The following is a 19,913-nucleotide window of genomic DNA, read 5'->3' on the forward strand; positions in this document are numbered from 1 at the left end:
AACTTTTTAAATAGTTTCGGCTATTAATAAAAGTTCATTAAAATAAGGAGACAAAAAAATGGTACTTTCTAAATTAAAAGAAAGATTTGGAAACCATGATAAGAAAGGAGACAAAAAAATGAAAGTAGCAATTTTAGGAGCAGGATGTTACAGAACACACGCTGCAAGTGGAATTACCAACTTCTCAAGAGCTTGTGAAGTTGCAGAAGCAACCGGAAAAGAAAACATTTCTATGACCCACTCAACAATCGAAATGGGTGCAGAATTATTAGAATTAGCTGGCGTAGATGAAGTAGTCGTATCCGACCCAATTTTTGACGGAGACTTTGTAGTAGTAGATGACTTCGATTACGCAGAAGTAATTGCAGCACACAAAGCAGGAAATCCAGAAGAAGTAATGCCTGCTATCAGAGCAAAAGTAAACGAATTAGCTGAAACCGTACCAAAACCAGCTAAAGGTGCTATTCACTTTACTCACCCTGAAGACTTAGGTATGAAATGTATTAACGATGATTCAGAAGCAGTAGCAGACGCTGACTGGGTAATGACTTGGTTACCAGAAGGAGGTATGCAACCTGACATCATCAAAAACTTCGCTGATGACATTAAAGACGGTGCAATCGTAACCCACGCATGTACCATTCCAACTCCGGGATTAAACAAAATCTTCGAAGACTTAGGTAAAAACGTAAACGTAGCTTCCTACCACCCAGGTGCTGTACCTGAAATGAAAGGACAAGTATACATTGCTGAAGGTTTCGCTGACCAAGCTGCAATTGACACTTTAGTAGACTTAGGTCAAAAAGCAAGAGGATCCGCTTTTACCTTACCTGCAAACATGGTTGGTCCAGTATGTGACATGTGTTCAGCAGTTACCGCTATTACCTACGCAGGTCTTTTAGCATACAGAGACACAGTTACTCAAATTTTAGGTGCTCCTGCTGGATTTGCACAAATGATGGCAAACGAAGCTTTAACTAATGTAACCGCATTAATGCAAAATGAAGGTATCGACAAAATGGACGATGCTTTAAACCCAGCTGCATTATTAGGTACCGCTGACTCAATGAACTTCGGTTCCTTAGCAGAAATCGTACCTACCATACTCGATTACTTAGGCAAAGACGAATAAACACAATAAGTTGATTGTTGGTTTAACACCAACAATTTTTAACTTATTTTTTAATTGTTGAGAAATTAGCCATTAAAAAATAAGTTGAAACCATTCAATAAAAAAAATTGAGAGTTAGATGTTATATGATTGATAAAATTTTAAATAAAGCAAGAGAAGGAAAAGAATTAAGCGATGATGAATTTTTAGAATTGTTGAATATCGATGATGATGAAGATTTGGAAAAATTATTCAAAGTAGCTTGCGATATAAGGGACAGTCAATCAAAAGTAATCAAATTAACATCTACAGTCCATCTTACAAATAAATGTCAAATTCAACCTAGATGCGAATATTGTGGATTTGCAGAAGAAACCTCCGAAAAAGGATATTATAATGCCTTTTACAAATCAAATGACGAAATATTAATGGCTGTTAAATCTATCGAAGAGGCACATATCCCCCGCGTAAGCTGTTCCGGAGGATATGGATATAAAGGAAAACAGGCAGTCAATGCATGTAAAATCGTTAAAGGAAACTCCAATCTGGAAATTCTTGTTAATGTTGGCGGAGACCTGACAGAAAAATCAGTGCAAGATTTAGCGGATTTGGGTGCGGACACAATTTGCTGCAACCTTGAAACAATAAATGAGGATGTCTTCTATCAAAGAAAACCCGGTGATTCACTGGACCAAAGAATACTGACCTGCAAAAGAGTGAGTGAAGCCGGAGTTGGCCTGTCTTCAGGATTGCTTTTGGGACTTGGCGAAAGCAAGGAAGACAGAATCAGACATTTACGATACCTATCTAACTTCAGTACATTGGAGGAAATTCCAATAATGGGCTTCAATCCATATGAAGGAACCCCTATGGCAGACTGGCCACCATTTCCACTAAAAGAACAGCTGAAAATGGTTGCAGTTACACGCATAATGTATCCTTCAATCACAATCACCATGCCTACCCCAACAGTCGGCCCTGAAAATGTGGAATTTTCACTCAGGGCAGGAGCAAACAACTTGGCAACAGTCATAGCCGACAATTACCCTCATGAGGTTAAGGGAGTGGGATCTCCAAATTACGGCAATTACTCAGAAGTTGTTAACGTTATTGAAAAATTAGATTTGATACCTCAAACTATTTAATCCTTATTTCTAAGATATGATAACATGGCATTTGAAAGAATGATTAAAAATGCATTTGAAGAATCCAGAAACAACTGCAGATTCGGAGATACACTTGAAGAAATAAGAGAAATTCAGGATTATATCAAAAATGCGAAAAGGATTTGTATCCCAAACAAGAATGGAATCAAGGTGGAAGTGCTGAATAAAGTTTTAAGCGAATATGACTTGCCATCAGCAGAAATACTTCATATTAATACCAATACTGCAGACACAAGCAGAATTCCTGCCCTTGCAAAAGCATATATGGCGCTTGACCAAAGCGATGCGGATTTGATAATAGCCAGAGGTCGCTTGGGGATTCCGGGCTCAGGATCACTTCTTATTTTCATTGACAATAAAGGAAGAATATTGACCGCCGGAACTTCACCTTCACATGTAATTCATAAAAAATCAATAGAACAGGCCGTTTATGAGGAGGCATGTGAAGCCCTTGAAAAAATTGGTTTTGAGAAGGTTGAAAAATGAATGTTGACACCGGAATAACCTCAGAAGTACTGACAATTAAATCCGAAACCAAACTGATTGATATTTTCAACAGAATTATAGATAAAAAATCCAAAGCCGTTTTTGACTACATTGAAGGCTTGAATTTTGATGAAAACAAAAAGATAATTGTCATCGGGACTTATTTCACTGGAGTTGGAATCGTTAAAAGGTTGAGTGAAAAATACAAAAACATATTGTTGATTGACATTTATCCTCATCTAGAAGAGCTGCTTCATACCGATTTGGGAGGCAAACCTATAACTAATGCTGATTTTTCATCCGATTTGGATTTAATCTATTCAGGAGATTTTGTAATAGACACAACCGGATTTGGAGGAATCAATGTTGAGCAATCTTCCAAATTTGATGTTGACACGTTCATAATAGAAGATCCTGTAGCTGAAGACAATGACGAGCTTTTGGCTGAAAAAAATAACATTCATGAACGATTAGATGCCGTTAAGGCTAAAAACAAAGCAATTATAAAAACCAAAGGCATTGATACAAAAACCTCAGGAACCATGACATTGACGATTGGCGTTTTGACCAATCTGATGAACAAGTTTCTTGAAAAGGAGGGCGTTCTTTATTGTGCCTGTGAGATGGGATTTTTTGAGGAGGTCATTTTCAAGCAAAAGGACATCAGCAAATTCATTGAACTGACAAATGTAAATGCAATCAAAGTCTCAACAATAAATCCCTTTGATTTAGACGAACTGATTGGCGAAGAGATAAGCAAAATTACATCAGAAATGATTTAAATGAAACTTAATGATATAATTGAATTTATAGATGAGAAAATCCCTCCATCATTGGCATTGGACCATGATGAAGTCGGATTTAAAGGAGATTATGATCTAAACGAGGAGATAAATTCAATTAGAGTTTATATGGACATATTGCCTGAAGATGATTTGGATTATGAAAATACCTTAATAGTAACTCATCATCCTCCGTTATTTGTGCCCAAAACACCAACATACACAATACATTCAAATTGGGACATAATCGATGGCGGAGCCAATGATGCACTGGCAAAAGCACTGAAACTGGAAGTTTCGGATTGTTTTGATGATGAAACCGGTATCGGAAGGATTTGCAGAACAAATCAGAAGTTCATTGAATTGAAAAGACAAATTTTAGATAACTTTAGCAACGTTAGAATTGTAAATAGCATAGACAATGATAAGTTAATCAAAAATATTGGAATAATTTCAGGTTTTGGACTAAAAAATCCCAAATATATTTTATTGGCTAAAAATAAGAATGTTGACATATTAATATCAGGAGACCTGATACAGGAAACCGCCATTCTGGCGAGGAATTTGGGAATTACTTTAATCGACTTGAATCACCACGAAAGTGAAATTCCAGGGCTATATGCACTTGGAGATATTTTAAAGGAACTCAAGATAAACGTAGGAATTGTTGACAGAAAACCGATAGAAGTGATAAAATGACAGACGAAATTAAAAAAATGGAAGACAGGCAGGTTCCTAAAGGAAGAATCGATTTGGTTGGCTGCGGAAGATTAGGTTTGAGAATTGCTATAAACCTGATGCAGGTTCACAGAGGAGGTCCAAAGACAATAGCTGCATTTGACGGCCAAAAGATTGATGGAGGAGATGTGATCTTCACACTTCTTGGAGCAGAGATTGGACAAAACAAACCTGATTTCATAAAACAGCTCTGTACCCATAAGGAAGAATTCAGAAATATCCTAAGCTATCCCGAATACATTGATGAGGATAATCTTGATTTAGTCAAAGGGGATGTCGTTATTATTGTCATTGCCGGAGGAAACACCATCCCAACAGCGGCCAAAATAATAAAGCATGCACACAAAAAAGGCGCCAAGACAATTGGAACCGCAGGAATATTCGGTTTTGGCGATGAGAATATTGAAATAAAAGACATTTCAGAGTATGACGAATCAAATCCTGCCGTTGAAGAGTTAAGAAAGCAAGGCATAACAGAAAACCATTTGATTTTAACCACCAACAAGCTGATTAGGGACAATGAACCTGTGACTCCATATACTTTAGATGAAGTGGCAAAAGTCATTACAATCAATGCATTGAAACTGTTGAGAGACCAAAATGATTAAGATAGCAACCGCCGAATGTTTTACCCAGGGAAAAATCGGAAGGGAACTCCATGCAATAGCTCAAGGTTATACTGGAGATTTTGGAAGGGAATATGTGAAAGATCTTGAAAGTTATGGTGATTTTGATTATAATGAGCTTAGCGTGACATGCAGTTTATTCATTCCAACAATAGAAGCCGTTGTGAAGATTTTAAATGTTAAAAATCCTCCAAAACCGGATAAACTAATAAAGGGCATTAAAGTTTATGATGAAAAAGGAGACCTTCAGGTTAGCAAAATCATGGCCCATGCCATTAAAGATCTGACTGATTGCGATATTGCCATTGGAACAACAGCAGGTATTGGACATGGTGGAATCTGCATAATTACTGACGAATATGAAATTTCCACTACGACCGACGTTTACGCGGACTTATGTGAAAACAACAGTGAAGGCCTGTTTCAAAGGTCACAGAATGGAATTAGGAAAACATTGGAAATACTTTTACTGCTTTTAAACAATAGAGTTGATGAAATCGAATCTTTGGAAAATATCGAATTAAATATTTTCTAATTCCCTTAAAATATATTTTTTTAATATTTCTACCGCCTTTTCACCATCCTCATCCAATCTGACTGCATCCAATGGATTTAAATCGTAAGCCTTGACAACCGCATCAGCGGCGATGTTTTTGACAACGCCAACATCCTTATCATTCAGGATTACGGAAGCGCAATCGTCTCCACAGCCAGTTATTGTGACAATCTTTGCATCATCCAAAATTGGTGAGCAATTGTTTGGCTGTGCAGAATACTCAGTAATGCATGCTGCCACAATGTTATCATTTTCAAGTGCCAATTCGACGCTGGCCGCCCTTACAACAAGTCCTAAAGGACTTAATCCACTACATGAAACCAATGCTATTTTATCACTCATTTTTTCATCCTCAAATATCTTTGTTTTACCTTTTCATAACCTCTTTTGTAAAATGGACAATAGTTAATGCATACACTGCATCCTTCACGATGGGCAGTGCACAATTTCCTTAAAAACCTTCCATCCTCATCAAATGCCTTTTCAGGACACATTTCAATGCAAACTCCACAGTTTAAACATTGGTCCCGAACCCATTCCAGATCATTTTCAGATTTGAACGGCAGGTTTTCGATTGAAGTCTCAATCATGAAAAATCCGAGGTTCAAGCCTTCCTTGAAAAGACACATGTTGCTTCTTGTGATTACCGCATCATTTGACTGAAGCGCAATGGCCCTCAGGCTTACCCGATCATCCAAAGGGTTTATCAGATCCGCCCTGAAGTCGTTTTCCCTCAAAATATCTGCAAGAGCAAAGGTTTTTGCCCCTACCTCCTGGAATTCCTCATCCATCAACTTGCATTTCTCTTTTGAAGGCTCCATCTTCAGGATTTCATCAGACATTGCATATTTCAATATTATGATGTTGTCCCAGTCGATATCCCACTCTCTTTTAAACTCATCGTCCAGTTTGGCATAGCTCAACCCCGCAAACCTTGATGCGATGGCAATGTCCCTAAACTCATTTAGAAAATCGTCGGAGATGGCGGTTTTTGGATGGTGAGGGTTTTCAATTTGATAAAAATTAGGAATAGGTTGATGATATCTGAATCTCATACGAACCTATTTTGTCCTTAAAGCCTCGACGGCTTTAGGGAATTCTTCACAAAAGACTTTGATTTCCTCTGTTGGAATTGAGAAACTTATACGCAGGTATCTGTCTCCAAAGTCCTCAGAAGTGTATTCCCCTTCTCTTGTGAACAGTTTTTTCTCAACCAGATAATTTGACATGACCTTCGGATCGATTCCCGCACCTGACAGGTCAATGACCATCATGTTTGCCTGTGAAGGGTAAACCGGCAGGAACACACCCTCAATCGGGTCAATCATTTCCTTAATTAGCCTTTGATTTTCGAAGCATGTTTCTCTCATGCTGTCAAACCATTTAGGCTTTGACTTGAGACCTGCAATAGCACCGTATTGTGAGATGATATTCACACCCAAATCGTTGACCACAGCGTTCTTTATGGAATCTATGATTGGTTTTGAGGAAATCACTCCTCCTATTCTCAATCCTGCCATTCCAAATATTTTTGAAAAGCTGTAAATTGTCAAGGTTTGGCCTGGAGCATAGTCCTCCATGTTGAAGTGCTCTTGGGCAAAGTCCTTATAGGTTACGTCATGCAATAAGTATAAATCATTTTCCTTTGCGATTTCAGCGAATTCCTTCAATTCGTCTTCATTGTATCCTGAACCTAATGGGTTTAACGGGTCAATCAATATTACCATACGGGTGTTCTCATCCATGTTCTGCCTTAACAGTTCAGGAGTCAATTTGTAATCGTTTTCCTCATAATAGATTGGAACGTATCTTGCTTCATCTGCAAAACGGCTAGCGAAGTCCCCTATGATGAAGTATCCTGGGTCGGACAATATCACATTGTCTTCAGGCTCCAGGAGAGCTTGCATAACCAGATATAATGATTCTGTTGCGCCTGATGTCAATAACACTTCCAAATCCTTTAATCCTAAATCATCTAAAATCAATTGTTTAAGTTCGCTGAATCCTTCTGGGGCAGGATATTTACAATAATTCTTTTCCTTTATGGCTTCTATCATGGCATCGGCTATTGTGTCGTCGTGCAGATGGTTGGTGTTTTGTCCCATCCATATCATGTCTTCATCCATGTACATATCTTCAAAAAAGTCGTTAGCGCACTCATATCCTTCTGGAGGTACTCTTTCGGTTTTTTGAAATTTCTTTCTTGGGTTTTTAATATCGAAATCCTTTTCCCTCATATTATCAGCTCAAACAATTCCAAAATAAATATATATAATTAATTGTTAATAAAATTATCTTATTCAATACCATTTGAAGTGATTGAAAAAGTGATTCTCCTGCCTTCAGGCAAGCTTCTGTGTCTTTTTAATGTAGCAATCCTTTGATTTGTCTCATCACCACGTTCCAATTGGATTATCACCTTGCTAATGTATTCTATTATGTCTCCACCCACTGCCTTAACCTCACTGTTTCCTTCAGCATCAAATTGATTATATATTTGATTTGTAATTACAACAGCAATATCGTATTTGCGCGCTATGGATGCCAGTAACTGAATCTGTTTTCTCAATTCTTTACTTAACTTATAGGATTTCATGTCATCAACACGGTAAAGCGCAACGGCAGAGTCCAATATGATTAGATCCACTTCTTCATGGTGTTTTCTAAGCCACACGTCAATTGACCTTAGGTTTTCACTTTGTTGAATAAAATCAGTAGGTTCGAAAACCATTATGTTGTTGGCCACATTTGAAAAATAATGTCCTGAAATCTGTTTGATTCTATCAATTGAGATTCCTCCCTCAGTGTCCATGTAGATTACTTTTTTACCTGTTTTTGCAACATTTACAGCGAGTGTTAATGCCACATTACTCTTACCTGAACTTGGGGAACCATATATCTGTGTTATACAGCCTTTTTCAAATCCTCCCTCAAGCAGTTCATCAAGTGAGGAGTTTGATGGAATCTTATGATTGTCTTCAAAATTGGCCAATACTTTCATAATATCATATTGACTGTTATACATTATAAAAATTTTTAATTTAAAAAATAGTTTTGTTGGGGCCCACACCGAAACCCGCATAATTTCGTTTTTTATATTACAATAAGTTTTCCCTGAAACTTATTTTCAGTTCGTCTTTAAGCTTGTCTGAGTAGTTTCCGCTTTCAACAGTTAACATGGCAATCTCATACAACACTTTGTTCAATGATTTGCCCTTATCAGTTAATTTATATCTTATGTCACGTTTATCGAATTTATCCACAACCCTGTGGATTAGACCATTGTCTTCCATGTCTTTTAAACAGTTACTTAAAACCTTATTTGAAAGTTCAGGTTTTCCTTCTTTGAATTCATTGAATCTTGTCTTTCCATAGAAGAGATCACGAATGATGTGAATAACCCATTTCTTTCTGAATAAGTCCACAACTAATTCAATAGGACATGTTTTAATATGCTTGGTGATTTTCATAATAGTTTCCTCCTAAAAATTAGTCGGTTATAATGACTTGTTTTTAAAGCATATAAATCTTTCTATTTTTTTGAAGGTGACCAAATGGTTACAAAAAGCTTTTATATATCCTTTAAGCTAAGATTGAATTGAAAGTCATAATTTATGGCTTTCAACTTTTAGAAGATGGCAAAAAACAATAGAATAAACATTGGAAATGAAGATGAAGAGTTTTCCTCTGAAATAGATACTATGAAAATAAGTTATTGGCAATGCATCAAAACATAAAAAATCAGTCAGCCATACAAAGATATTCATTGGATTTTCCAAAAAGGAATTTTTTGAGAGGGCATTGGACACTTGCCCAAAACCGATTCCAACCTCTAAAATAAAATATGGATCCCCCAAGACAGTTCAAATCAAAAAATTCCGCCATCTACCCCAAATCCAACATTACCATAAGGTTACCTAAGCTTTATATACTGCCTTTCGACAATGCAATAATACAAACTCAAATAGAGGTGAAAATATTGAAAAAAGCATTTATCATGATTTTAATAATAATCTTATCGGTGACATCGAGCATTAATTTCGTAACCGCTCAGAATGAAACCGAAATATCCATAGCCAATACCAAAGATGAGAATATTGGCAGAAATAGTGAAAAGGTTGAATGCCTTGAAAGCGGATGCATAAACATTAGCTTTGAAGACGGATACCGTGGGTACTGCATCAATTACGGAAAGCATGAAGCCGAAATCGGCGACTCGTTCAGCCCAGAAAACACATCATATGCAACAAACAGGAATACCGGCGAAGATGTTGGAAATTGCCTTAAGACATTCTTTGTGGAGTATTATGACCATGCGATGAAAGATGAAATCGTAACCCAGCACACAATCTGGCATTTCACAGATGATTTCAATGGCTGGAGACTGGATTATGACCTGATCGATAACATCCGGAGTGCATCCTCAACAAAAGAGATTCCCGATTTCGGAGCAGTCAAGAAGATTAACAATACAACCGAGGCGGTCTTTGACTTTAAAGTGTTGAAATCCGGTGAAACCGACAATCAGAATTTCTTCATATACAAAATCATCTACAGGAACATAATCCCAGAAATATTAAAAAGCAATACAACAAATGACACCATGATTGAACAAATGGAAAATTCAACATCACAAAATGCCACCCCCCACCATGAAAACATTACCCATGAAAAAGAGTCACACAACAAAGCTGGCGAGACCATACCATGCACAGAAAATGAACAAAAAAAGAATGGAATAATGAATCTATCAAAGCATGTGACCGGCAGGAACCATTCAATTGGAATTATAATGCTGATGATACTGTTATTCATCGTGGCAATCAAATACATTAGATATTACGATTAATATCTACTTTCTTATTATTTTTGGGCGAAAGCCGGTCAAGTCAATGATTGATGATGCGTGAGAGGAGTTTAAATCGCCGACATCAATAACCAAATCAACCTCACAGTCCAATTGATCCAGAATTTCATCCGGATTTGCCAGCATTTCATCATCAGACAAATTTGCACTGGTTGTAGTTATTGGAAATATGCCTGCCAGCCTGCAGGCGAGTTCGCAATCGGGGACCCTGACGCCAACATCGCTCAAGCCGCTTGTTATGACTCGAGGGACGATCTTGCGCTTGTTTAGAATGAATGTGTATGGCCCCGGAAGATATTTGTTCAAGGTTTGCTTTTGGCTTAATGACACCTTAGCAACCAAATCGATGCTTTCAACATCACGGACAAGTATTGAAAGGGGTTTTAAAAAACTTCTTTGCTTTATGTCAAAAACTTTTTTGACAGCGTTTTTATCAAAAATATTGGCTCCCAACCCATAAACCGTATCGGTTGGATATAATATGACTCCTCCCTCGGACAAAACGCTTATGGCTTCAAAAATAATATCCTCATCAATTTTATCAATACTTGTTTTTAAGACTTTCATTCAACTTTATATTAGATAAAATCTTTATATATAATTATGCTTCAAAGTTTAAGACCATTATTGACAAAGATATTGAATCCACTCGCTAGAAATCTGAACATAAATCCCAACATTGTAACAGTGATCTCCCCATTCGTTGCGGTTCTTGCAGCCTATGGATTTGCAAATCATAACCTGATTTTGGGCTGTATTGCAATACTGTTTTCAGGATTTCTGGATGTTGTTGACGGAGCCGTTGCAAGATACCATGACAGGGCGTCCCCATTCGGCGCATTCCTTGACTCAACAATGGATCGGTTCGCTGATGCGATAATCTATATCGGAATCATATTCGGAGGATACTGCGACTGGTTTGTAGGTGTTTTGGCAATACACTCTGCGATAACCGTCAGTTACGTTCGTGCAAGGGCGGAATCCCAAGGGGCAGAGTGCAACATCGGAATTGCCGAAAGGGCAGTCCGTATGATAATCCTGATGGTCGGAGCAATAATCGGTTACTTTGCAGGCGACATCTACTTTACATACGTTATTTACTTACTAGTAATCCTATCATACTTTACCGTTGGACAAAGAATCGTACATGTTTGGAGGCAATTGAAATGACTGAACTGGAAAGCCCGGAAAAGATAGCAAAGGACATTGCAAAACTGGAAAGGAACCTTAATCAGGTGGCTCACATTGAGTTTGTTGGAAAGGAAAAGGAAGTCTATGACAGGGCAATTGACTACTGGAACGATTCAAAATACTATCTTGAAAAAGAGGACATGAGGACTGCATTCGGATGTATAGAATACAGTCACGGCTTGCTTGATGCCTTAAGGATGATTCACGGAATCATCTAACTATTTTTTTTTGAATTTGAATTAACTTATTTTAAACATGTTAACTAAATTATCAAATCCTAATTAAATCTTCTTATTTTAAGTCCATTAAATTAATTTCATCAAATAGCTTAAATTCCTCATCAAAACTTGCAACATAATCTAAATTATAATATTCATATATTACAACTTCTGAACAGTCTATAAATCCTAATTTGAATTTGTTTTTATTGTATTTTTCAAAGATTGCAAAAACATTGTCACTGTACATGTTAATGTCTGATTCATTGATGATTGTGAAATTATCTTTCATATAGTTATATACTAGTCTAACTAATGCAATATCCTTTGTTTTTTGGCCAAGTATTGTTATTACTTCAGATACTATCCCATTTGAAATATAGCAATCATTATCTAAAATTTCCTTGTTTTCTATTGCTCTTTGATGTAGAGGGTCATTTTTTCTAAATATTGCAATGATAAACGATGAGTCCAATAAAATTTTCATTTGTATAAACTCCTTTTTAGTTCGACAGCATCTCTAGAATCATCATCTTCAATTATGCCTAAAACATCATCCAGACTTACTTTTTTTCTTGGTTTGATTACAATTTCATCATTTTCATTAATAGACCAATCAATGACTGTATCATCAATAGTTAAATCTGTTAGTTTATTACGCACAGCCTTAGGGATAGCTAACTGATAATTTTTATATAAAGTGGTTGTTGCAATTATATTATCCATAATATTCAGACTCCATTAACTTTATTCAATTAATATTATATTTTCAGATAATATAAAGTTATCTGAAAAATAATAAAGTCACTAATTAAAAGTTTTTAAATAACAACGTGAATGATGAAAAAATATTTTGGAGCAGCATATATACAATATCCGCTATTGACAACATAGATTATGAAAATCAATACAACCATCAGCTATCCAAACTACTTCTCCACCATTTAAATGAATATTGCCCCCATTAACTACATTAAACTTAAATATTTTTAAAAATAATATATTATCATGACTTTCATGAATAAAAGTGCCAATATAAAACAGTTTCAACTGATTAAATTCATTAATGAGAATTGCGATGACGACCATTTGATATCAAAGATTTCAATCGTGCTACGCCGGGACAAGATAGAGGCGCCTTATTACATGGACACCAAGATCAGACTGTCCACCTGCATTGACAGGCAAGAAAACGGACTTATTCATGCGATGAACCTGTTAAACCACAATAGGATGCACAACTTAACTGAAGACACATATAATGAAATCGAATCATTAATCCTTGATGCATTTGATGGTCAAGATGAGTCAGACCAGATGAAAATCTTTAGAGATGAAAAAAGGCTTAAGATAGTCCTAACATCCAAAAATGATGAGGAAATCAGAACTCTCTTTGAAAACTGTCATGAACTTTTTGACAAGATAGACAATCTTGTCGACTAAAATAAAAAAAGGATGATGGATATAAATTCCATCTACACATCAATTTTACTATTTATCAGGGAATCATCACCGGCAGATATTATCTCACCATCCAAAACTTCGATAACTCTGTCTGCAAGTTTGGCAACATCCATATCGTGAGTTACAATTATCAGTGTCACGTTCTTGTCTTCGTGCAAATCGATTAGTTGCTTAAGGATTTTGCTACTTGTCTTTGAATCCAGTGATCCTGTTGGTTCATCCGCCAATATAATTGATGGGTTGTTGGCAAGTGCACGGGCGATTGCCACCCTTTGACGTTCACCGCCGGACAGCTTGTTCGGCTTTATGTCCGCCTTGTCCCCGAGACCGACATCATCGAGCAGCTTCAATGCCCTTGATCTCATCTCCTTGGAGGACAGCTTTTGTGTGAACATCGGAATTTCAATGTTTTCCACAACGGAAATGTTTGGAATCAGGTTGTGCAGCTGGAAAATGAATCCTATGCTTTCTGCCCGAAACTCATTGAGCTTTTTGGATGAGTTCAGGTCCTGGCCTGCAACGTTGATGGATCCTGAATCCGGAACATCCAATGCTCCGAGCATGTTCAACAATGTTGACTTTCCGGAACCTGAAGGACCTATGATTGACACGAATTCTCCGTCCCCAATTGTGAGGTTTATGCCGTTCAATGCCTTGATTTTACCGCCTTCATAGCTTTTATACAAATCTTTAATTTCTACCGCATTCATTTTTCCACCTCACTCATACCTCAATGCCTCTGTTGGAGGAAGCTTGACCGCTTTTATCGCCGGATAAATTCCACCTATGATTCCAACCACAATAGCTATTGAAAACGCCTGGATAAATATCTTTGGAGTGAACAGCGGGTCTATTCCCATTTGAGGAGCCAAAAGAGTGCATGCCCCAAATCCTATTAGGGAACCTATAATTGCGGATACGATTGTGATTACCAATGACTCGCCCACAATCATACCAAGAATTCTCTTATCCGACCATCCGACAGCCTTCAGAACGCCAATTTCTCTTGTCCTTTCAAATACTGACATGAGCATTGTGTTGATGATTCCTAGTCCCCCTACAATGATTGCAAGAAGTGAAATCGCCCATGTTGATGCCTGAAGCATATTGAGCATGTCCGCCATTTGGGTCATCTCCATGACTGATGTGATAGTTGTTATGTTGTCACCGTATTTGGCGTCAATTCTGTCAGCCACTTCCTGAGCGTCCACACCCTTTTCGACCTTGACGTAGATGTTTGAGATTGAATCCTCATCATCCATCAGCTCTCCGACCTTGGAGATTGATGTGAACACTCCGCCGGCCATGTTTGAGTCTCCGGTTTCATAGATTCCGACAACCTCAAATTCCTCGCCGTCCACTTCAATGGTGTCTCCAACCTTGTAATCATTATCCTCAGCATATATCTCACCGAGGATTACTTCATTGGCATCGTCTTCAAATATCCTACCATCCTTCATTGAGATGTCTGCCAATGTTGTGCCTGCAGGGTCGATTCCGATCAGAGTATTCATGTAATCGTCACCGACTGATGTCAAAACGACATAAATCGGATAGGCCTCATCCACACCTTCAACGGCTGCAATCTTGTCTGTCCATGAGGCGTCTATGGTGTTTGTCCCATAGGCCGAATCCCCAGTTTCCTTTCCTGAAATCGAAAAGTCGGCACCCCCTGCATGGATTGTATCCTCAAAGGTATTTACCAAACCGTCTGTGATTCCACCAAGAGCCACAATGACAATGATGCCTATTGCGATGCCCACAATGGCAAGTATTGCACTGTTCTTTCTCCTGAATGGATTTTTAAGAATAAATTTTAAAAATGACATAATACTAAATAGTAGTGTAATATATAAATAACTAATCACGGCATTGATTAAGATGCAAAAATGAGGTATTGAAATGCACAAGAAAGTACTTTTAGAAAACGTTGAAAAAATCCACACAACAGAAATGGGCATTGGAAGGATTCAGAAGAATCTGGGAATTGATGAGGAGCCCGTAAGCTACTGCATTTCAAAATTAAAACAGGACAATTCAATTGTCAACAAAGAAGGTAAAAATTACTACGTTGATGTTGACGACTGCATAATAACAATTAATTCAAGCAGCTTTACAATAATCACAGCCCATAAAAAATAGGTTTCAATTATTCTTCTTAATCAATTCTTCTAACTTTTCAAGGTTATCGTTAACCTCATCGAATTTGTTATTCAAATCCTCAAATCTGTCATCATAATCTTTAAGTTTGCCTTTAAATTGCCTCTTTAGAATGGCTGCAGTCAATGTTGCGGTACCTGCACCTGAAATGATAAAACCCATCCAAGCCAATACCATACTGTTTACTTTTCCAACTTCAGAATGTCCCAGCACTGCATAACCGTTACTGGTAAATGCATTGGAAACCATAACGATTGCATCTAAAGGAGTTTTCGTTTCTACAATTGATGTGATGATGAAACTGAAAAAGACTATTGCATACAATAAGATGACACCTATTCCCAAGGTATGCAATTCAGTGTATTCATCAAATTTATCAAAATAATATTTCATGAAGTATAGGAAGACAGGAATATGAATCAAATCTATAAAACCTACCAGTGGAGTGCCGAATAACAGATAATGCAAAGCTCCATAAGGAACCAACAACAGTAAAATCAGTTTATGTACGGTTGTGCTTTTATCGATTGTTGCTGCAATATAAAGTGAAAGAGTGACATCCAATATTGCAAAATAAAAGGTGTCCATATTCACATATATTAATGTATACATCACATTAATGAAACATGCAGTCATCAGTGCCAAATAAGCTACCTGACGCAATGTGTGAACTTCCTCCTCCGGAAGATACTCATTCAAATTAAAATATTTATTTTTAGTTATGGGTCTTTTTTTAACAATGAATGCTCCAACCGCCGTTAAAATTAAAAATAATATGATTTCAATAAGTATGCGCACCACGGTTGTTGACATAAACCAGTTTTCCAATTCAATTCACCTTATATTATTTATGAAAGTCATTATTAAAAATTTTTTTGATGCCTCGAAATTGGTGTGAAGATTTTGTTTTTGAATGATGATTAGTCAATTCTTGTGGGTTCGTTTAAAGAGTTCTCAGAATAGTTCAAAAAAGTCTTAAATGTTAAAAAAAGTAAAAAAAAAGAAGAGATTATAAATCTCTTTTAAATTTATTCATCCATGTCTTCAAATCTGGATTCTAATTTTTCCATTACACCAGGAAGTGAAGTGTATTCCATTTCTTCAGCAGGTAATCTGTGAGGTTCGAATGGACCGTGTCTTCTGATGTAAGTTGCGATTTTAGCAGCTTGTTCACGGGTTGGGTCGAATGCAGGGTCGTCAAATAAGTCGACTGGTCCGATCAATTCACCGTTAGCTACTTGGAAACCTAATCCTACTACTCTAGGTGGTCCGTCGAATCTGATTGGGTTTGCTTCCATTTCAGATACCGGCATCATTGGACCGTTGTGGGATCCTCTCATCCATCCACTTACCATGTGTGGGAATGCAAATGGATCTACACATTCACCGTTAGCAGGGAAACCAGATTGTGCTCTTACGATACATACTGGGTCGTCTTTACCAACGTATTCTCCAGCCATTAAGTTTAACCTTTCAGTACTTATTGCAGCTGCGATTTCACCGTTTTTCTTCCATACTCTTTTGATTACGTATCTTCCGGTGGAACCAATTAATGCAAGCAAGTCGTACATTTCTTCAGGACAGTTAAGGATAACTTTTCTGTGTTCGATTACATCGAATACTTCAAATTTGAATCCATCATGTAATGATGGGTCAATAACTAATCCTGCAGTGTTGAATGGGTCTGCGAACATTCTGAATACTGGTAAGTTGAATGCACCAGGTTCGGTTTTGTCACAGCAGAATACTAAAACAGGGTCGGATGGCCTTTCTTCGAATTCCATTTCAGCGACACCAGGTCCCATACCTTTGATGTTTCCAGAGAAGGTATCGGATAACAAGTCTTGACCTGCACCGTATAATTTTAATTCACGTGCCCTTTCGGTAGCTTTCATGAATGCGTCATATGCGGTTTTGTGTACTTCTTCGTTTTCTACCCCTTTGTCGTGGGTCATGATTAAGTCTATGTCGTCTCCGCAACGGGAAACATAGTAATCTTTTATGATACCTGCTTCTAATGCGTCAGCTAAAACTTCGTCACAAATTTCCATTAAATCAGGGTGTGCGACACAGTGTCCGGACACACTTCCGATATCAGCTTTAATTACACTAACAGTAGTTTTCATTTTAAATACCTCGAATTAGTAAATTATTATTTACTAGACATTTATTATTTTTGATTTGGATAGTATTTAATTATTATGATTAGAATTATGTAATTTAAAAAAAAAGTGAAAGAAAAGAATATTAATCTAATTTTCTAATATTCTCAAAGGCCTTTTCTATTTCAACATCCTGGTTCATGGCCTCGCAAGCCTCCTTAACGCGCTCTAAATCCGCACGGGTTTCAGGATATTTTGGAACTGCACTGCACCCTCCATCATCTATTTTGGAGATTTCGAACGTTCCGATTTCCTTAGCAATGGCAGTGATTTCCTCCTTGTCAAGCCCTATCAACGGTGACAATATCGGCATTTCAACGCCGTATCTTGTTGCAAGGATGTTTGACAGTGTCTGTGATGCGACCTGGCCAACGCTGCTTCCGTCAACTATTGCATCTGCACCTAGCTTTTGTGCCAATTTCTCCGCTATGTGATACATTCCGGACTTGCACAAAACACAGGTCATCTTTTCAGGGGCGTTGTCCTTGGCGGCCTGCAGATACTCACCGTAATCGATTACTCGCTTTTTGATTGGAGTTCCCTTGGCGTAAATGTTTAGTTGGTCAACGAGTTGGTTGAAAAGCTCTGTGACCTTCGGACCTGCGAAAGGATCGTTGTTGCAGTGAAGCGCAACAACCTCACATCCCCTTTTCATCATAAGATATGCAGCTACAGGAGAGTCTATTCCGCTTGATAAAAGCACAACGACTTTTCCCTGTGTTCCCAAAGGCAATCCGCCAGGGCCTTTAATCTTTTCATGGAAAATGAAAGTCCTCTCTTCACGGACTTCAACGAATATTGTCAAATCAGGATTTGTCAAGTCAACCGGTGCCAGAACCACATCCCTTACGACACCACCGCAATGGGCAGCCATTTCCTGGGAGGTGAAATCATGTTTACCCACGCGACGGCACTTGATTGCGAATTTTGTGTTCTCGTCAATCAGATTCTCACTGACCAAATCCTCCACATACTCTGTCAATGTTTTATCAATGTCTTCATAACTTGTATGTGTTGAAGTTGCGGGAGAGTATGACACGACACCGAACACCCGGTTCAGCTTTTCCACACCGTCTTCAAAATCATCAGGACAAATATAGATTCTTCCCTGGTTTCTTTCTACATCGCATTCAAAAGTAGCTTTGATATTCTTAACTAGCTTTCTTTCAAAACGTGACCTTATTTTAGGACTTTTAAGTCCTATTTCACCATATCTAGCAATTATTAAATCATAATTCATTCAAACAACTCTTAAAGTTTAGTACACGCTGAAAAAAACAGTAATCCCTTCTATACTAGTTTTAAATATAACAGCAAGTATAATCTTTCAAAATCAATGTTAATAAAATTTTTGTAGTGGCAGAACCGTAATGTAAAATTATTTTTATGTAGATTCATAAAATGTAATATATCCAATACATTTAAGGTGACAGAATGAAAATGAAGAATTTAATAGGAATCATGGCAATAGCCATTCTGACATTGCTATGCATCGGAGGGGTTTGCGCCACAGAGGATGGCGATAATCTGAGCATTGACAATAATGATTCTCAAATAAAGTATAGCGATGACTTTAATGAGATAAATGGAAATTCGAGTGGAGAAACCGGTTTTGCAGATGGCAATGCATCAACCACAACTGACCAAAACACCACACAACAGAATGCTCCCAAAAGCGAGAAAATCAATCCAACTGTCTTTTGCAGCCAGGAATTCATACACAAAAAAAGCAAAACATTCAAAGTGAAAGTGTACAGCTACAATGATGATTCCAAACTTGTATACCATAAAAACCTCAAACTAACGGTTAAGGTCAAAATCGGCAAAAAGACCAAAACTTACCATGTCAAAACCAACAATAAAGGGGAAGCAAAGATATTGAACGTCAAAAACCTGAAAGTCGGAACATACAAGGTTACCGTGACCACCCCCGACAAGAGGTTCAAGATAAAGGAAACAGGACACATATTTATTTACGGCAAAGCCAAAAAGAAAACCACAATCAAGATGAAGAAAAACAAATATGGAATTGAAGCAACCAAGAAACTAAACAAAAGGGATGTTCTCTGGACATTCTACGAACCTAGGGATGCTCAATTCAAAAAAGGCGTGTACGCAAAAACTTATGATGTCAAAAATCCTCTTGACGGATTCCCTCATTCCATGATTTACAAGGCAAAATTCTACTTTAAAAACAAAAAGACTGGAAAAATCATTTCAAAGACAGCAAAATTAAAAGCGGACAAATTCTATGGTTGGAAAGACATAAAAGTAAAACCTATTAAAGGCTACAAACCAATCGAAACAAAAGTTTGGTATTTAACCAGATAAGAGATTAACACTCTCTTATTTTATCTTTTTAAAAAAAAATAAGGAAGGATAAAAG

26 protein-coding genes are annotated in these 19,913 nt (G+C 37.4%); 13 read left to right on the forward strand and 13 right to left on the reverse strand.

Annotated elements, in window-relative coordinates; genetic code table 11:
• The first annotated feature begins 118 nt into the window (after positions 1-118).
• The 7 genes from hmd (at position 119) to MBBTH_RS08055 (ending at position 5,444) form a co-directional block, all read left to right on the forward strand.
• A complete protein-coding gene (gene hmd, locus MBBTH_RS08025) occupies positions 119-1,132 on the forward strand; it encodes a 5,10-methenyltetrahydromethanopterin hydrogenase (protein ID WP_116592597.1) in 1,014 nt (337 codons plus the stop codon).
• A gap of 125 nt (positions 1,133-1,257) precedes the next feature.
• Complete coding sequence (gene hmdB / locus MBBTH_RS08030) at positions 1,258-2,256, forward strand: 5,10-methenyltetrahydromethanopterin hydrogenase cofactor biosynthesis protein HmdB (protein ID WP_116592529.1); 999 nt, start codon at positions 1,258-1,260, stop codon at positions 2,254-2,256.
• A gap of 24 nt (positions 2,257-2,280) precedes the next feature.
• Complete coding sequence (locus MBBTH_RS08035; protein WP_116592530.1) at positions 2,281-2,763, forward strand: DUF3236 domain-containing protein; 483 nt, start codon at positions 2,281-2,283, stop codon at positions 2,761-2,763.
• Entirely contained in the window at positions 2,760-3,545 is a 786-nt protein-coding gene (locus tag MBBTH_RS08040) for an SAM-dependent methyltransferase HcgC family protein (RefSeq protein WP_116592531.1), read from the forward strand. Before MBBTH_RS08035 ends, MBBTH_RS08040 begins: the two co-directional genes overlap by 4 nt.
• Entirely contained in the window at positions 3,546-4,244 is a 699-nt protein-coding gene (locus MBBTH_RS08045; protein WP_116592532.1) for a Nif3-like dinuclear metal center hexameric protein, read from the forward strand.
• Positions 4,241-4,891 (forward strand): hypothetical protein, encoded by a 651-nt coding sequence (locus tag MBBTH_RS08050; RefSeq protein WP_116592533.1) that lies wholly within the window; start codon positions 4,241-4,243, stop codon positions 4,889-4,891. Before MBBTH_RS08045 ends, MBBTH_RS08050 begins: the two co-directional genes overlap by 4 nt.
• On the forward strand, positions 4,884-5,444 hold the full coding sequence (locus MBBTH_RS08055; protein ID WP_116592534.1) for a FeGP cofactor biosynthesis protein HcgF family protein: 561 nt from the start codon (positions 4,884-4,886) through the stop codon (positions 5,442-5,444). The genes MBBTH_RS08050 and MBBTH_RS08055 overlap by 8 nt, the downstream gene beginning before the upstream one ends.
• On the opposite strand, the gene MBBTH_RS08060 is transcribed toward MBBTH_RS08055, so the two are convergent.
• The 5 genes from MBBTH_RS08060 to MBBTH_RS08080 form a co-directional block, all read right to left on the reverse strand.
• On the reverse strand, positions 5,430-5,807 hold the full coding sequence (locus tag MBBTH_RS08060; RefSeq protein WP_116592535.1) for a putative zinc-binding protein: 378 nt from the start codon (positions 5,805-5,807) through the stop codon (positions 5,430-5,432). The genes MBBTH_RS08055 and MBBTH_RS08060 overlap by 15 nt on opposite strands.
• Positions 5,804-6,520: a 4Fe-4S binding protein gene (locus tag MBBTH_RS08065; RefSeq protein ID WP_116592536.1), complete on the reverse strand. Its 717-nt coding sequence runs from the start codon at positions 6,518-6,520 to the stop codon at positions 5,804-5,806. The genes MBBTH_RS08060 and MBBTH_RS08065 overlap by 4 nt, the downstream gene beginning before the upstream one ends.
• 6 nt (positions 6,521-6,526) lie before the next feature.
• Complete coding sequence (locus MBBTH_RS08070; protein WP_116592537.1) at positions 6,527-7,702, reverse strand: pyridoxal phosphate-dependent aminotransferase; 1,176 nt, start codon at positions 7,700-7,702, stop codon at positions 6,527-6,529.
• A 59-nt stretch (positions 7,703-7,761) separates the two neighbouring features.
• Positions 7,762-8,466: a DNA repair and recombination protein RadB gene (gene radB, locus MBBTH_RS08075; protein ID WP_116592538.1), complete on the reverse strand. Its 705-nt coding sequence runs from the start codon at positions 8,464-8,466 to the stop codon at positions 7,762-7,764.
• Between the two features lie 97 nt (positions 8,467-8,563).
• Positions 8,564-8,935: a winged helix-turn-helix transcriptional regulator gene (locus MBBTH_RS08080; RefSeq protein ID WP_116592539.1), complete on the reverse strand. Its 372-nt coding sequence runs from the start codon at positions 8,933-8,935 to the stop codon at positions 8,564-8,566.
• Positions 8,936-9,444: 509 nt separating this feature from the next.
• Between MBBTH_RS08080 and MBBTH_RS08085 the strand changes: the two genes are divergently transcribed.
• A complete protein-coding gene (locus MBBTH_RS08085) occupies positions 9,445-10,314 on the forward strand; it encodes a thioester domain-containing protein (protein WP_116592540.1) in 870 nt (289 codons plus the stop codon).
• A gap of 3 nt (positions 10,315-10,317) precedes the next feature.
• Here the strand turns inward: MBBTH_RS08085 and MBBTH_RS08090 are convergent, their stop codons facing one another.
• On the reverse strand, positions 10,318-10,899 hold the full coding sequence (locus MBBTH_RS08090; protein ID WP_116592541.1) for an L-threonylcarbamoyladenylate synthase: 582 nt from the start codon (positions 10,897-10,899) through the stop codon (positions 10,318-10,320).
• A 36-nt stretch (positions 10,900-10,935) separates the two neighbouring features.
• Here MBBTH_RS08090 and pgsA point away from each other — a divergent pair, with 36 nt between their 5' ends.
• Both pgsA and MBBTH_RS08100 read left to right on the forward strand, forming a co-directional pair.
• Positions 10,936-11,502 carry an archaetidylinositol phosphate synthase gene (pgsA, locus tag MBBTH_RS08095; protein WP_116592542.1) on the forward strand — a complete coding sequence of 189 codons (567 nt, stop codon included), beginning with the start codon at positions 10,936-10,938 and terminating at the stop codon, positions 11,500-11,502.
• Positions 11,499-11,741, forward strand: a complete 243-nt coding sequence (locus MBBTH_RS08100) for a DUF357 domain-containing protein (protein WP_116592543.1) — start codon at positions 11,499-11,501, stop codon at positions 11,739-11,741. The genes pgsA and MBBTH_RS08100 overlap by 4 nt, the downstream gene beginning before the upstream one ends.
• A gap of 73 nt (positions 11,742-11,814) precedes the next feature.
• Here the strand turns inward: MBBTH_RS08100 and MBBTH_RS08105 are convergent, their stop codons facing one another.
• Both MBBTH_RS08105 and MBBTH_RS08110 read right to left on the reverse strand, forming a co-directional pair.
• Complete coding sequence (locus MBBTH_RS08105; protein ID WP_116592544.1) at positions 11,815-12,228, reverse strand: PIN domain-containing protein; 414 nt, start codon at positions 12,226-12,228, stop codon at positions 11,815-11,817.
• Positions 12,225-12,467, reverse strand: a complete 243-nt coding sequence (locus MBBTH_RS08110; RefSeq protein WP_116592545.1) for a hypothetical protein — start codon at positions 12,465-12,467, stop codon at positions 12,225-12,227. Before MBBTH_RS08110 ends, MBBTH_RS08105 begins: the two co-directional genes overlap by 4 nt.
• A 291-nt stretch (positions 12,468-12,758) precedes the next feature.
• Between MBBTH_RS08110 and MBBTH_RS08120 the strand changes: the two genes are divergently transcribed.
• Entirely contained in the window at positions 12,759-13,184 is a 426-nt protein-coding gene (locus tag MBBTH_RS08120) for a hypothetical protein (RefSeq protein WP_165814049.1), read from the forward strand.
• Positions 13,185-13,216: 32 nt separating this feature from the next.
• Here the strand turns inward: MBBTH_RS08120 and MBBTH_RS08125 are convergent, their stop codons facing one another.
• Positions 13,217-13,915 (reverse strand): ABC transporter ATP-binding protein, encoded by a 699-nt coding sequence (locus MBBTH_RS08125; protein WP_116592548.1) that lies wholly within the window; start codon positions 13,913-13,915, stop codon positions 13,217-13,219.
• A gap of 9 nt (positions 13,916-13,924) precedes the next feature.
• Entirely contained in the window at positions 13,925-15,034 is a 1,110-nt protein-coding gene (locus MBBTH_RS08130) for an ABC transporter permease (RefSeq protein WP_116592549.1), read from the reverse strand.
• Between the two features lie 73 nt (positions 15,035-15,107).
• Here MBBTH_RS08130 and MBBTH_RS08135 point away from each other — a divergent pair, with 73 nt between their 5' ends.
• Positions 15,108-15,347, forward strand: coding sequence for a DUF3781 domain-containing protein (locus MBBTH_RS08135; protein WP_116592550.1), 240 nt, complete (start codon positions 15,108-15,110; stop codon positions 15,345-15,347).
• Between the two features lie 3 nt (positions 15,348-15,350).
• On the opposite strand, the gene MBBTH_RS08140 is transcribed toward MBBTH_RS08135, so the two are convergent.
• The 3 genes from MBBTH_RS08140 to thiI all read right to left on the reverse strand — a co-directional run bounded on the left by MBBTH_RS08140 (position 15,351) and on the right by thiI (position 18,767).
• The gene (locus MBBTH_RS08140; RefSeq protein WP_116592551.1) at positions 15,351-16,193 is read right to left on the reverse strand and encodes a hypothetical protein; all 843 of its coding nucleotides are present in this window, start codon (positions 16,191-16,193) and stop codon (positions 15,351-15,353) included.
• Between the two features lie 200 nt (positions 16,194-16,393).
• Positions 16,394-17,491 (reverse strand): fructose-1,6-bisphosphate aldolase/phosphatase, encoded by a 1,098-nt coding sequence (fbp, locus tag MBBTH_RS08145; protein ID WP_116592552.1) that lies wholly within the window; start codon positions 17,489-17,491, stop codon positions 16,394-16,396.
• A 121-nt stretch (positions 17,492-17,612) separates the two neighbouring features.
• The gene (thiI, locus tag MBBTH_RS08150) at positions 17,613-18,767 is read right to left on the reverse strand and encodes a tRNA uracil 4-sulfurtransferase ThiI (RefSeq protein ID WP_116592553.1); all 1,155 of its coding nucleotides are present in this window, start codon (positions 18,765-18,767) and stop codon (positions 17,613-17,615) included.
• Positions 18,768-18,961: 194 nt separating this feature from the next.
• Here thiI and MBBTH_RS08155 point away from each other — a divergent pair, with 194 nt between their 5' ends.
• Complete coding sequence (locus MBBTH_RS08155) at positions 18,962-19,858, forward strand: hypothetical protein (RefSeq protein WP_116592554.1); 897 nt, start codon at positions 18,962-18,964, stop codon at positions 19,856-19,858.
• Positions 19,859-19,913 lie beyond the last annotated feature (55 nt).

This window comes from Methanobrevibacter thaueri (assembly GCF_003111625.1).
GTDB classification, from domain to species: domain Archaea; phylum Methanobacteriota; class Methanobacteria; order Methanobacteriales; family Methanobacteriaceae; genus Methanocatella; species Methanocatella thaueri.